The organism is Flavobacterium sp. ZB4R12 (assembly GCF_048276375.1).
GTDB classification, from domain to species: Bacteria; Bacteroidota; Bacteroidia; order Flavobacteriales; family Flavobacteriaceae; genus Flavobacterium; species Flavobacterium gawalongense.
In genome coordinates, this window is record NZ_JBLNKS010000023.1 from 24,654 (window position 1) to 37,993 (window position 13,340).

General features: G+C 35.4%; 14 protein-coding genes. 9 read left to right on the top strand and 5 right to left on the bottom strand.

Annotated features, from left to right (window positions below; all coding sequences use genetic code 11):
• Positions 1 to 405: 405 nt before the first annotated feature.
• The 4 genes from leuC to leuB all read left to right on the top strand — a co-directional run bounded on the left by leuC (position 406) and on the right by leuB (position 5,332).
• Complete coding sequence (leuC, locus tag ACNO7W_RS15180) at positions 406 to 1,800, top strand: 3-isopropylmalate dehydratase large subunit (RefSeq protein ID WP_417938762.1); 1,395 nt, start codon at positions 406 to 408, stop codon at positions 1,798 to 1,800.
• 171 nt (positions 1,801 to 1,971) lie between these two features.
• On the top strand, positions 1,972 to 2,568 hold the full coding sequence (leuD, locus tag ACNO7W_RS15185) for a 3-isopropylmalate dehydratase small subunit (protein ID WP_417938763.1): 597 nt from the start codon (positions 1,972 to 1,974) through the stop codon (positions 2,566 to 2,568).
• Positions 2,569 to 2,705: 137 nt separating this feature from the next.
• Positions 2,706 to 4,232, top strand: coding sequence for an alpha-isopropylmalate synthase regulatory domain-containing protein (locus ACNO7W_RS15190; RefSeq protein ID WP_417938764.1), 1,527 nt, complete (start codon positions 2,706 to 2,708; stop codon positions 4,230 to 4,232).
• A 38-nt stretch (positions 4,233 to 4,270) separates the two neighbouring features.
• Complete coding sequence (gene leuB, locus ACNO7W_RS15195) at positions 4,271 to 5,332, top strand: 3-isopropylmalate dehydrogenase (RefSeq protein WP_417938765.1); 1,062 nt, start codon at positions 4,271 to 4,273, stop codon at positions 5,330 to 5,332.
• A 118-nt stretch (positions 5,333 to 5,450) separates the two neighbouring features.
• Here leuB and ACNO7W_RS15200 read toward each other — a convergent pair whose 3' ends face one another.
• Together ACNO7W_RS15200 and ACNO7W_RS15205 are read right to left on the bottom strand one after the other, a co-directional pair.
• Positions 5,451 to 5,813 carry an RNA recognition motif domain-containing protein gene (locus ACNO7W_RS15200; protein WP_143387896.1) on the bottom strand — a complete coding sequence of 121 codons (363 nt, stop codon included), beginning with the start codon at positions 5,811 to 5,813 and terminating at the stop codon, positions 5,451 to 5,453.
• A 154-nt stretch (positions 5,814 to 5,967) separates the two neighbouring features.
• Positions 5,968 to 6,450, bottom strand: a complete 483-nt coding sequence (locus tag ACNO7W_RS15205; protein WP_417938766.1) for a DUF6252 family protein — start codon at positions 6,448 to 6,450, stop codon at positions 5,968 to 5,970.
• 200 nt (positions 6,451 to 6,650) lie between these two features.
• Here ACNO7W_RS15205 and ACNO7W_RS15210 point away from each other — a divergent pair, with 200 nt between their 5' ends.
• The 5 genes from ACNO7W_RS15210 (at position 6,651) to ACNO7W_RS15230 (ending at position 10,824) form a co-directional block, all read left to right on the top strand.
• Complete coding sequence (locus tag ACNO7W_RS15210; RefSeq protein ID WP_143387898.1) at positions 6,651 to 7,211, top strand: 30S ribosomal protein S16; 561 nt, start codon at positions 6,651 to 6,653, stop codon at positions 7,209 to 7,211.
• 15 nt (positions 7,212 to 7,226) lie between these two features.
• A complete protein-coding gene (gene rimM, locus ACNO7W_RS15215) occupies positions 7,227 to 7,751 on the top strand; it encodes a ribosome maturation factor RimM (protein ID WP_143387899.1) in 525 nt (174 codons plus the stop codon).
• A 72-nt stretch (positions 7,752 to 7,823) separates the two neighbouring features.
• The gene (locus tag ACNO7W_RS15220) at positions 7,824 to 8,531 is read left to right on the top strand and encodes a tRNA1(Val) (adenine(37)-N6)-methyltransferase (RefSeq protein ID WP_417938767.1); all 708 of its coding nucleotides are present in this window, start codon (positions 7,824 to 7,826) and stop codon (positions 8,529 to 8,531) included.
• Between the two features lie 236 nt (positions 8,532 to 8,767).
• Positions 8,768 to 9,946, top strand: coding sequence for an acyl-CoA dehydrogenase family protein (locus ACNO7W_RS15225; RefSeq protein WP_417938768.1), 1,179 nt, complete (start codon positions 8,768 to 8,770; stop codon positions 9,944 to 9,946).
• Positions 9,947 to 10,038: 92 nt separating this feature from the next.
• Positions 10,039 to 10,824, top strand: a complete 786-nt coding sequence (locus ACNO7W_RS15230; RefSeq protein WP_143387902.1) for a DUF3050 domain-containing protein — start codon at positions 10,039 to 10,041, stop codon at positions 10,822 to 10,824.
• Positions 10,825 to 10,858: 34 nt separating this feature from the next.
• Here ACNO7W_RS15230 and ACNO7W_RS15235 read toward each other — a convergent pair whose 3' ends face one another.
• The 3 genes from ACNO7W_RS15235 to ACNO7W_RS15245 all read right to left on the bottom strand — a co-directional run bounded on the left by ACNO7W_RS15235 (position 10,859) and on the right by ACNO7W_RS15245 (position 12,879).
• The gene (locus tag ACNO7W_RS15235) at positions 10,859 to 11,176 is read right to left on the bottom strand and encodes a 2Fe-2S iron-sulfur cluster-binding protein (protein WP_035668621.1); all 318 of its coding nucleotides are present in this window, start codon (positions 11,174 to 11,176) and stop codon (positions 10,859 to 10,861) included.
• Positions 11,177 to 11,440: 264 nt separating this feature from the next.
• Complete coding sequence (locus tag ACNO7W_RS15240) at positions 11,441 to 11,680, bottom strand: NifU family protein (RefSeq protein ID WP_035668624.1); 240 nt, start codon at positions 11,678 to 11,680, stop codon at positions 11,441 to 11,443.
• Between the two features lie 71 nt (positions 11,681 to 11,751).
• Positions 11,752 to 12,879: an Mrp/NBP35 family ATP-binding protein gene (locus tag ACNO7W_RS15245; protein WP_144064944.1), complete on the bottom strand. Its 1,128-nt coding sequence runs from the start codon at positions 12,877 to 12,879 to the stop codon at positions 11,752 to 11,754.
• Between the last annotated feature and the right edge of the window lie 461 nt (positions 12,880 to 13,340).

Below are 13,340 nucleotides of genomic sequence, written 5' to 3' on the forward strand. Positions count from 1 at the left end.
ACTGCTTTAGTTATGTAAAAAGCCCAAAAAAGGCATTCTATAGAAAATAAAACACGATGCCAATTTTGTTAATTATTACTATTTTAATTCGTTTTGTTATATTTTTTGAATCAAAAAACCCTCATTTACACCAAAATAGCGATAAATTTGCAAATTATCAAATTGGATCTATTTAAAATAAAAAAGGCTTTAAAAAGAAATTTAATATCAAAATAAAAAGAAGACATTCAAACTACAAACCTATAACAGAAGAGGTAAGGTGTTGTAAAAACAGTTTGGGTATCGTATATAATGGAATATTAAAATTGACAACCTTATTTCTTTTTTTAAATTTGTTCCCATTGTTACAACTTTATGTAAAAAATTTGGTTGTAAAAAAAGAAATACACTTAAAAAATATTTAAAATGAGTACTACATTATTTGACAAAGTATGGGATTCGCATGTTGTGCGTAAAATTGAAGATGGACCAGATGTGTTTTTTATTGACCGTCATTTCATCCATGAAGTTACTAGTCCTGTAGCTTTTTTAGGTTTAAAAGAAAGAGGGATTTCGGTTTTATACCCAGAACGCACTTTTGCAACTGCCGATCACAATACACCAACAATAAACCAACACTTGCCTGTTGCCGATTTTTTATCTGCCAATCAATTGAAAGCATTGGAAGATAACGCAGCAGAATATGGTATTTCGCACTGGGGATTAGGTCACCAAAAAAATGGAATCGTTCACGTGGTAGGTCCTGAAAACGGAATTACTTTACCGGGTGCAACTATTGTTTGTGGGGATTCACATACTTCTACACATGGTGCTTTTGGCGCTATTGCTTTTGGTATCGGAACTTCTGAGGTAGAAATGGTGATGGCTACACAATGTATCATGCAACCGAAACCAAAGAAAATGCGTATCAACGTGAATGGTGAATTGAGTAAAGGTGTTGGTCCAAAAGACGTAGCACTTTATATTATTTCTCAATTAACTACTTCTGGAGGTACAGGATATTTTGCAGAATATGCAGGAGATGTTTTTGAAAACATGTCAATGGAAGGCCGTATGACTGTTTGTAACTTGAGTATCGAAATGGGTGCTCGTGGTGGTATGATTGCTCCTGACCAAAAAACATTTGATTTCTTAGAAGGAAGATTATACGCTCCAAAAGGCGAGGCTTGGGATAAAGCGGTTGCTTACTGGAAAACCTTGAAAACCGGTGAGGATGCAGTTTTTGATACTGAATTAAACTTCAATGCTGCAGATATCGAACCAATGATTACTTATGGAACTAATCCTGGAATGGGAATTGGTATCTCTAAACATATTCCAAATGCCAACCAAGTAGAAGGTGGTGCCGAAACGTATAAAAAATCTTTGGCCTATATGGGCTTCCACGAAGACGATGTAATGATTGGGAAACCAATTGATTTTGTTTTCTTGGGAAGTTGCACCAATGGTAGAATTGAAGATTTCAGAGCTTTTACAGCAATTGTAAAAGGCCGAAAAAAAGCAGATAATGTTACGGCTTGGTTAGTTCCAGGTTCTCACGTAGTAGAAGCTCAGATTAAAGAAGAAGGTCTTTTGGACATTCTAACTGAAGCTGGTTTTGTATTGCGTCAGCCAGGTTGTTCCGCTTGTTTAGCGATGAATGATGATAAAGTACCTGCAGGAAAATATGCAGTAAGTACCTCAAACAGAAACTTCGAAGGCCGTCAAGGTCCAGGTTCAAGAACATTATTGGCAAGTCCAATTATGGCCGCTGCTGCTGCAGTTACTGGAAAACTAACAGACCCTAGAGATTTAATGTAAAAGATTTCTGAATGTAGATTAACGATTTTTGATTTCAGATTTCACTAAATCTACAAATTTACAGATACTATTTTACAATATACATTTTACAAACTTTTTAGCGTTTAAGATTTAATTTCCCTCACAGAAAATCTAAAATCAGCAATCGTTAATCTAAAATATAAAATCACAATGGCATACGATAAATTTAATATCCTTACGAGTAGTGCAGTGCCACTACCAATAGAAAATGTGGATACCGATCAAATTATCCCAGCGCGTTTCTTAAAAGCTACCAAACGTGAAGCTTTTGGAGACAACCTTTTCAGAGACTGGAGATACAACGGAGATAATACTCCAAAAGCTGATTTCGTATTGAATGATGCAACTTATAGCGGAAAAATATTAGTAGGCGGAAAAAACTTTGGTTCCGGTTCTTCAAGAGAGCACGCAGCTTGGGCAGTTTACGATTATGGGTTCCGTGCGGTTGTTTCAAGTTTCTTTGCAGACATCTTTAAAGGAAACTGCTTAAACATTGGTGTTTTACCAGTGCAAGTTAGTCCAGAATTTGCTGAAACTATCTTCAATGCTATTGAAGCTGATCCAAAAACAGAATTAGAAATAAATCTTCCGGAACAAACCATTACACTAAAAGCAACTGGTCAAAAAGAATCTTTTGACATCTCCGGATACAAAAAAGACAATATGATCAACGGTTTTGATGATATTGATTATTTACAAAACATCAAAGAAGAAATTGTTGGGTTTGCCAATCAACTTCCTTACTAGAAATCAAACAATAAAAATGCAGTTACTGTAAGCTCAACTTTATTGTTAGCTTAGTAACTGCTTTTTACAATTTTATAAAATACAACAACAAGATTTCAAATTACTGAAATCGAAACCGCTTTAGCATCAAATTCATAATGGAAAAAAGAAAAATTGAAATAATGGATACGACGCTCCGTGATGGCGAACAAACATCGGGAGTTTCATTTTCTGCTGCAGAAAAACTAACCATTGCACAATTGTTGCTGGAAGAATTAAATATTGATAGAATTGAAATTGCTTCTGCACGCGTAAGCGAAGGCGAGTTTCAAGGTGTAAAAGGGATAATGACCTGGGCTAATGAAAAAGGATATTCTAACCGAATAGAAGTTTTAACATTTGTTGACGGTGGACTTTCAATAGATTGGATGAAAAAGACTGGAGCTAAAGTCCAGAATTTACTAACCAAAGGATCTCTCAACCATTTAACACATCAATTAAAGAAAACGCCTGAACAACATTTTACCGAGATTGCTCAAGCTATTGCATTGGCCCAAGAAAACAATATTGAGACCAATGTCTATTTAGAAGACTGGAGTAACGGAATGCGCAATTCACCTGAATATGTGTTTCAATATTTAGATTTTTTGACCAAACAACCGATTAAAAGAGTCTTGTTACCAGACACTTTAGGCGTTTTAATCCCTTCAGAAACTTTTGAATTCATTTCGAAAATTATAGCGCGATACCCAAATACCCATTTTGATTTTCATGCACACAACGACTACGATTTAAGTATTGCTAATGTAATGGAAGCTGTAAAAGCGGGTATCCAAGGACTTCACGTTACCGTAAACGGAATGGGAGAACGTGCTGGAAATGCACCGCTTGAAAGCACTGTTGCAGTAATCAATGACTTTTTACCAGAAATAAAAATCGGGGTAAAAGAATCTTCATTGTACTCTGTGAGTAAATTGGTAGAAACTTTCACAGGCTATAGAATTCCTGCCAACAAACCTATTGTTGGAGACAATGTATTTACCCAAACAGCAGGTATTCATGCTGACGGAGACAACAAAAATAATTTATATTTTAATGATTTGCTTCCGGAACGTTTTGGAAGAAAACGAAAATATGCTTTAGGAAAAACATCCGGCAAAGCCAATATCGAAAAAAACCTTCAGGAATTAGGTTTAAAATTAAATCCTGAGGATCTAAAATTAGTTACCCAACGCATCATTGAGTTAGGCGACAAAAAAGAGACCGTTACCAAAGAAGACTTACCTTATATTATTTCTGATGTTTTAGACAGCCAGACTTATGAAGAGAAAATTGTGGTTGAGTCATATGTATTGGTTCATGCCAAAGGAATGCGCCCTTCGACTACGCTCTGTTTAAAAATAGATGGTGAAATCATTGAAGAGAATGCTCAAGGTGATGGACAATTTGATGCTTTTATGAATGCATTAGCAAAAATATACAAGAGTAAAAAAATGGAATTGCCTAAATTAATTGACTATGCAGTCCGAATTCCACCAGGAAGTAGCTCTGATGCATTATGTGAAACCATAATTACATGGACTAATCATGGAAAAGAATTTAAAACGAGAGGATTAGATTCAGACCAAACCGTTGCCGCAATCATTGCTACGCAAAAGATGTTGAATGTGGTTACCGCCCAATAACAATAAATAAAAAACGATACTAATATAAAACTTACCTAATGAAATTTAACATAGCTCTTTTAGCCGGAGACGGAATTGGACCAGAAGTAATCAATGAAGCCGTAAAAGTTTCTGATGCTATTGCAAAAAAATTTAACCACGAAATCAATTGGATCCCAGCTCTTACAGGAGCTTGTGCTATTGATGCCGTTGGAGTTCCTTATCCTGATGAAACGCATGAAATTTGTATGGCTGCTGATGCAGTTCTATTCGGAGCTATCGGACACCCAAAATACGATAACGACCCAAGTGCTCCCGTAAGACCAGAACAAGGTTTATTGTTAATGCGTAAAAAATTAGGCTTATTTGCTAATGTACGTCCTACATTTACTTTCCCATCTTTGATTGACAATTCTCCTTTAAAAAGAGAACGTATTGAAGGAACAGATTTGATCTTTTTAAGAGAACTTACCGGAGGAATTTATTTTGGTGAAAAAGGAAGAAAAGACGACGGTGAAACTGCTTTTGACACTTGTACTTACACAAGAGCCGAAGTACAACGTTTAGCTAAAAAAGGTTTTGAACTTGCCATGACACGTTCAAAGAAATTATGTTGCGTTGACAAAGCAAACGTATTGGAAACTTCCCGTTTATGGAGAGAAACAGTACAAGCTATGGAAAAAGAATATCCTGAAGTAACTGTAAGTTATGAATTCGTTGATGCTGTAGCGATGCGTTTGGTACAATGGCCAAATTCTTATGACGTCTTGATTACTGAAAACTTATTTGGAGATATATTAACGGATGAAGCTTCTGTGATATCTGGTTCTATGGGATTAATGCCATCAGCGTCAGTAGGAGAACACACATCATTGTATGAACCTATTCATGGTTCTTACCCACAAGCTACAGGCTTAAATATTGCCAATCCATTAGCGACAGTATTATCTGCAGCAATGATGTTTGAAGATGCTTTTGGATTAAAAGAAGAAGCAGGCGCCATTAGAGCAGTAGTCAATAAATCATTGGAACAAGGAATTGTAACAGAGGATTTAGCTGGAAAAGATACCAAAGCGTATAAAACTAGTGAAGTTGGTGACTGGTTAGTTGCTAATCTATAAATTATCGAATAAAAAAATCATTCTTCAGCTCCCTCTCCTTCGGAGAGGGAGGGGGGGGTGAGGAAACAAAAAAGGTGTCAATAAATTGACACCTTTTTTTATATTGTAGAAAAAAATATTAATATCCTCCTCTGTTTCCACCACCACGGTTATCTCCACCACGGCTGTTTCCACCACCATAACCACCGCGTGAATCTCCACCACGACTGTTACTGTTAAAACTTCTTCTTTCACCTTCTGGTTTTGGCTCAGATTTGTTTACTACAATTGCGCGTCCTTGAACAGTAGCACCGTTCAACTCATCAATTGCTTTTTGAGCTTCGTCATCATTTGGCATCTCAACAAAACCGAATCCTTTACTTCTTCCAGTAAATTTATCAGTGATGATTTTAACTGAATCAACTGCTCCGTAAGCCTCGAAAGACTCTCTTAAATCTGCTTCCTCAATACTGAATGGAAGACTTCCAACAAAAATATTCATATGTACTTATTTAAATAATAAAACAAATGTACTCTTATTTTTTTCTAATCTACTATAGATTAGCTTATTTATGTTTTTTATTTTAAATGTAAAAAGAAAAAGACCATACTAAAACACCTAACCGAAGTATTTTAAGAATGTGATTTGTCTTATTTTATTGAATAAGTGAACTCACAGGAACTTTATAAAAAACACCCTGTTGAAAATTTACAAGAGGACCAGCTAATGGATTGTTGTAGGTATTTTCTGCATTAAACTTAAAAGTACCACTAATTGTTTTGTTTATGTCATCATATTCTGTTACCACAATTTGACCATCTCCAATACCAAAACCTGTAGAAAAAGTAATTGTAGCACCTGTTGCATCGGTGATAACGTAAGTCACTTTTTTAGACTCACTAGTTCCTAAAAAATAGGTTTGAGCCTGTGTAGAAGTTATCTTTAAAGATAAAATTTCATTTTTAGTATACGCCTCAATGAGCAAAGATCCGTCAGAAGCCAATGTCGCTTTAGATTCAACCGCTCTCCAAAACACATTGTCTTTCAACCCTTGCAAAGAAGGATTATTAAATCTAACATCTTCCTCACAAGAAACTAAAGAAAAAATCACTACAATAAAAAGAAAATATTTTTTCATAGAATGCATCTTTTAAACAAACAAAAGTATGGTATTATAGCTAAAAAAAATAAAATAGAAGCAAAAAATACAGATCAAACTACACCTAATACATTACCATTCATTAAAATACCATCCACATTAGCATTTATCAATAAAAGATGTATCTTTGCACCCTTAATTAACAGAGGTCGAGTACCTCAAAATTTAATCACAAGATTATGTCAGTAAAAATTAGATTACAAAGACACGGTAAAAAAGGAAAACCTTTTTACTGGGTTGTAGCAGCAGATGCTCGCTCAAAAAGAGACGGTAAATACTTAGAGAAAATCGGTACTTACAATCCAAACACAAACCCAGCAACTATCGACTTGAACCTTGATAGTGCAGTAAAATGGTTGCACAATGGTGCACAACCAACTGATACTGCAAAAGCTATTCTTTCTTACAAAGGAGCTTTATTGAAACATCACCTTGATGGTGGTATCCGTAAAGGAGCTTTAACTCAAGAACAAGCTGATGCAAAATTAGCTACTTGGTTAGAAGCAAAATCTGGAAAAGTTGATGCTAAAAAAGAAGGTTTAACAAAAGCGCAAGCTGATGCTAAAGCCAAAGCTTTCAAAGCAGAACAAGATGTTAATGCTAAACGTTTAGCTGCAGCTGCTCAAGCAGAAGCTGACGCTATCGCTGCTGCAACTCCAGCTGTTGAAGAAGAAGTTACTGAAGTTGAAGCTGAAGAAGCTCCTGCTGCAGAAGAAAATAACGAAACAACTGAAGCATAATTTTAGAAGGCGAAGATGCGTAAAGAAGACTGTTTCTATTTAGGTAAAATCGCTAAAAAATTTAGTTTCAAAGGGGAAGTTCTTGCCTATTTGGATACGGACGAACCTGAGTTATACGAAAACTTGGAATCAGTGTTTGTTGAATGCAACAAACACTTGGTTCCATTTTTTATTGAAAGCAGTTCACTGCATAAAAACGATTTCCTTAGAATTCGTTTTGAAGATATGAATACCGAAGAAGATGCCGATGCCATTATAGGCAACGCAATATATCTTCCCTTAAATATGTTGCCAAAACTTACCGGCAATAAATTCTACTTCCATGAAGTAATTGGTTTTGAAGTTGAAGACAAACGCCTGGGTGTTGTTGGAAAAATTCAATCCATAAATGACACCACTGCCCAACCTCTTTTTGAAGTTTTAAACGGCGATGTAGAAATCCTTATCCCTATGATCGACCATTTCCTTGTAAAAATTGACAGAGAAAACAAAAAAGTCATCATGGATTTACCAGAAGGACTTATTGAAATGTACCTTTAGAGAAATTCATTTGTCGATTCGGTTATTTAAAATCTGAAATCAACATTCGTTACTCTTCAATCTTAAATCATTATGTTTTCATTCAAACAATTCTCAATAAAACAAGATCGTTGTGCCATGAAAATTGGAACAGACGGTGTTTTACTTGGCGCCTGGACACCAATTGAAAACAATCCATTTAGCATTTTAGATATTGGGGCCGGAACAGGTGTTATCGCTTTAATGCTTGCACAAAGAAGCAACGCAGAACAAATTGACGCTTTAGAAATCGACGAAGAAGCTTACGAACAATCCGTAGACAATTTTGAAAACTCACCTTGGAATGATCGCTTATTTTGTTTTCATGCCGGTTTGGATGAATTTGTAGAAGAACCGGAAGACGAGTACGATTTAATTGTTTCCAATCCTCCTTTTTATACTGAAGATTACAAATCCGAAAACGAGCAACGCGATTTAGCCCGTTTTACTGACGCAATGCCTTTTGAAGATTTAATCGAAGCAGCTGCTTTACTGCTTTCTGAAAATGGTGTTTTCTCCGTCATAATTCCTTTTAATGAAGAAGAACATTTTTTGGCTCTTGCCAAAGAATACGAATTACATCCATTAAAAATTACCCGGGTAAAAGGAACTCCAATTACCGAAATCAAGCGCAGTTTATTGGCTATAAGCCGAAATAAAAATGCTATCATTACTATTAGTGAATTGATTATCGAAACTTCAAGACATCAATACACACCAGAATATATAGAATTGACAAAAGATTTTTACTTGAAAATGTAATTCGGAATTTTATTCAAATACGTCAATTTCCTTATTTAAAATAAATTTCAAACGGCAATTAGCTATTTTATTGTAAATTAGTAGCCAATGATTTTTTTCAACAAAATCATGCTTTTAAAAATACCTTATTTGATTGCAAAATTCGTTATTTTCAATAAAATTAAAAAAATATAACATTTATTAATACTTTTGTTATATTTCTTTATGTAAATTTGTCGCATAAAAATTACCAAACCATGAAACCAGATTTATTTCAAGCTCCGGATTATTACAACCTTGACGATTTACTAACAGAAGAACACAAATTAGTACGTGATTCCGCTCGTGCATGGGTAAAACGTGAAGTCTCTCCTATTATAGAAGAATATGCACAAAAAGCTGAATTCCCAAAACAGATTATAAAAGGTTTGGGAGAAATTGGTGGTTTTGGCCCCTATATTCCTGTTGAGTATGGTGGCGCAGGTTTAGACCAAATTTCGTATGGGTTAATCATGCAAGAAATTGAGCGCGGAGATTCTGGCGTTCGTTCTACTTCATCCGTACAATCTTCTTTAGTAATGTATCCAATATGGAAATACGGAAACGAAGAACAACGTATGAAATACTTACCAAAACTAGCTACTGGTGAATTTATGGGTTGCTTTGGACTGACTGAACCTAATTACGGTTCAGATCCGGGAAGTATGATTACGAACTTTAAAGATATGGGTGATCATTATGTATTGAACGGTGCCAAAATGTGGATTTCGAATGCTCCTTTCGCTGATATTGCTATTGTTTGGGCAAAAAATGAAGAAGGAAGAATTCACGGTTTAATTGTTGAAAGAGGGATGGAAGGTTTTACCACTCCGGAAACGCATAATAAATGGTCCCTTCGTGCCTCTTCTACAGGAGAGTTGATTTTTGACAATGTGAAAGTGCCAAAAGAAAACTTATTACCAAATAAATCTGGATTAGGAGCTCCACTTGGCTGTCTTGATTCAGCCCGTTATGGAATTGCCTGGGGAGCCATTGGTGCCGCAATGGACTGTTACGATACTGCTTTGCGTTATGCTAAAGAAAGAATTCAGTTTGATAAACCTATTGCAGGAACTCAATTGCAACAAAAGAAACTGGCCGAAATGATTACTGAAATCACCAAAGCACAACTATTGACCTGGAGATTAGGCATTTTAAGAAATGAAGGTAGAGCAACAACAGCTCAAATCTCTATGGCCAAAAGAAATAATGTAGACATGGCGATTCACATTGCACGCGAAGCCAGACAAATGTTAGGCGGAATGGGAATTACCGGAGAATATTCTATTATGCGTCACATGATGAATCTAGAATCAGTAATTACATATGAAGGAACACACGACATTCACTTATTAATTACAGGAATGGACATTACTGGAATTTCAGCTTTTAAATAGTAGTAAACAATTATTAAAGTATTTATAAAATTGATAGCAAAAGCTTCTTGGAAACAAGAAGCTTTTTTATATTTACATAAAAAATACCACCTATGAATATCGAAACAATCAACATTAGTATTGAACCTCAAAAAAAACTATTGTTACAACATTCTTTATACGGAAAAGTAAAAACTATTGAAGACTTACAATGTTTTCTCGAAAATCATATTTATGCGGTTTGGGATTTCATGTCTTTATTAAAAGCTTTACAAGCCAAATTAACCTGTACAACAACCCCTTGGTTTGCAACCGAAAATCCAGAAACCAGATATTTAATAAACGAAATAGTCCTTGCTGAAGAATCAGATTTAACTATTGATGGGCGTCGCCTAAGCCATTATGAAATGTATATTGAAGCGATGGAAGCCTGCGGAGCAGATACAACGGGAATTGAAGATTTTTTATCCGAATTAAATTCTCTTAAAAATATATTTGTTGCTATTAAAAAAAGCAACTTACATCCAAATATTAAAGCATTTTTAGATTTTACTTTCAGGGTTATTGAAGAAGGGAAATCACATGAAATTGCGGCCGCTTTTACTTTTGGAAGAGAAGATTTAATTCCAAGTATGTTTACCGCGATTTTGAAAAACTTTCAAGAAAATTTCCCAAAAACCGATTTAAGTAAACTAATTTATTATTTTGAAAGACATATCGAATTGGACGCTGATGATCATGGTCCTATGGCAATGAAAATGATTACAGAACTTTGTGGAACTGACGCACAAAAATGGTCAGATGTAGAAAAAACTTCGGTTCTGGCACTGGAAAAGCGCATTGGACTTTGGGATGCTATTGAAGAACATATTATGGAAAACCATTTGACTACAACATAAAAAAAGCGTTTGCCAAGGCAAACGCTTTTTTAATTTAATTTTCTGGAGCCAACTCTAGTTCTAATCCTTCGAGGCTTTCGGTGATTGGGATTTGACAGCCCAAACGACTGTTTGATTTCACGTAGAACGCCTCTGATAGCATGGCTTCTTCATCATCCCCCATTTCTGGCAATGCAACATCATTAAGAACATAACACTGACAAGAAGCACACATGGCCATTCCGCCACAGGTTCCTTCAACAGGAAGTTCATACGCTTTACATAATTCCATGATATTCATGGCCATATCTGTGGGAGCTTGCAATTCATGTACTACTCCTTCTCTATCTTTTATTTTTATTAATACATCCATTTTTTACTATTTGGAATTGGTTGGTTAATCAATTGTATCTCTTTGGAATTATCTTAGTGATATCCCGATTGTTTTGCGTGAGATTTGAGATTAAGAGGAGGACAGCCAGTGGCTGTCAGGTATTTTAATATTACAAAATTACCATCTACACATAACTCTCAAAAAAACGACCATTTTAAGAAAAAAGGCAAATACTCGTTATCTTGAGTAGCCTTTTTTTTAAAAGGGACACGCCCTCCCTTCGACTTCGCTCAGGATAGCACATTATAGGATATTTACAACAGTTTCTATTTGGGGAGCAAACTTTTTGATGGTGGTTTCCACGCCGGCTCTCAATGTCATTTGGTTTACACTGCAACTGGTACAGGCTCCTTCGAGACGCACTTTTACGTGTTTGTCGTCCTCGATGGAAATCAGGGTAATGTCACCGCCATCAGAATTCAAAAAAGGTCTGATTTCTTCGAGTGCTTTTTGAACTTCTAGTGTTAATTCTTCTGTTGTCATTTTCTTTATTTAAAGATTGAAAGATTAGAAAATTGAAAGATTAAAAATCATTTTCAAAAGATTCTAATTTCTTATTTTTTTACTGCTGAACAACCTGCCATAGTTGTAATTTTAACAGCTTCAGTAGCGGGTAAACTTTCGTTTCTACTTATTACTTCCCGTACTACATTTCTAGTAATTTCTTCGAAAACAGTTTCGATAACTGAACCTGTTTGCATCGCTGCAGGACGACCGTAATCTCCTGCTTCACGGATTGATTGTACAATTGGAACTTCTCCAAGGAATGGAACTTCTAAATCTTCTGCAAGATTTCTGGCTCCTTCTTTTCCAAAGATATAATATTTATTTTCAGGTAATTCTTCCGGTGTGAAATAGGCCATGTTTTCAATAATTCCCAATACAGGAACATTTATTGCTTCAGACATAAACATAGAAACACCTTTTTTAGCATCGGCCAAAGCCACGGCTTGTGGAGTACTTACTATTACAACACCTGTAATTGGTAATGATTGTACGATTGAAAGGTGAATATCTCCAGTTCCTGGTGGCAAATCGACTAGCATGAAATCCAATTCTCCCCAATCAGCATCAAATATCATTTGGTTTAATGCTTTGGAAGCCATAGGTCCTCTCCAAATTACCGCTTGACTTGGTGCTGTAAAAAATCCAATAGAAAGAATTTTTACTTCGTAACTTTCAACCGGTTTCATTTTTGATTTTCCATCCACTATTACGGAGACTGGCTTTTCGCTTTCTACGTCAAACATAATTGGCATCGACGGTCCGTAAATATCCGCATCAAGAATCCCTACCGAGAAACCCATTTTGGCCAATGACACCGCCAGATTTGCAGTAACGGTAGATTTTCCTACTCCACCTTTACCAGAGGCAACTCCGATAATATTTTTTATTCCCGGTATTGATTTTCCTTTCACTTCTGGTTTGTCCGGAACTTCAACTTTACTATTGATTTTGATTTTAGCATCCGGAGATACTAATTCAAGAATTGTTTTTTTGATATCGTCTTCAGCACGCTTTTTAATGTGCATTGCCGGTGTGTGCAATACTAAATCTACCACAACCTCATCGCCAAAAGTAATTACATTTGCTATTGCGCCACTTTCAACCATGTTTTTTCCTTCTCCAGCTATAGTAATCGTTTCTAAAGCTTTAAGAATGTCTTTCCTGTCTAATTTCATTTTTAGTTTATTGTTTTCTATTGACATTTTACCGTCAGAATATTATCTTTATTTAAACTGATTTCAGATTGCAAAGATACTATGAAAAGTTCTTATTATAAAGGTTTTGTATTGCATTTATTGATGTGGAAATTGAGGGCGGTTATTGGCGATTTTTTAAAGTTATAATTTCCTCCCGCTCCCGAAGCCCCAGGACTATCCAAAAGAGAGCAAGCCGAAACCGATACTAATTTTATCTTTATAATTTAATATGACTATCCGTAATGCGGACTAAAATCATTTCGAATACAATTTTCGTCGTTTGTACATTTATAAAGCATAAATATTAGCCCACAGATAACACGGATTATACCGATTTACACGGATTTTTTTACTTGGTGAATCAAACTGTTTGTCTCGTCCTGAAAAAAGTTTACACTTTTTGTTATTAATCCTGATATAAATTTACATTAATTCTTAAT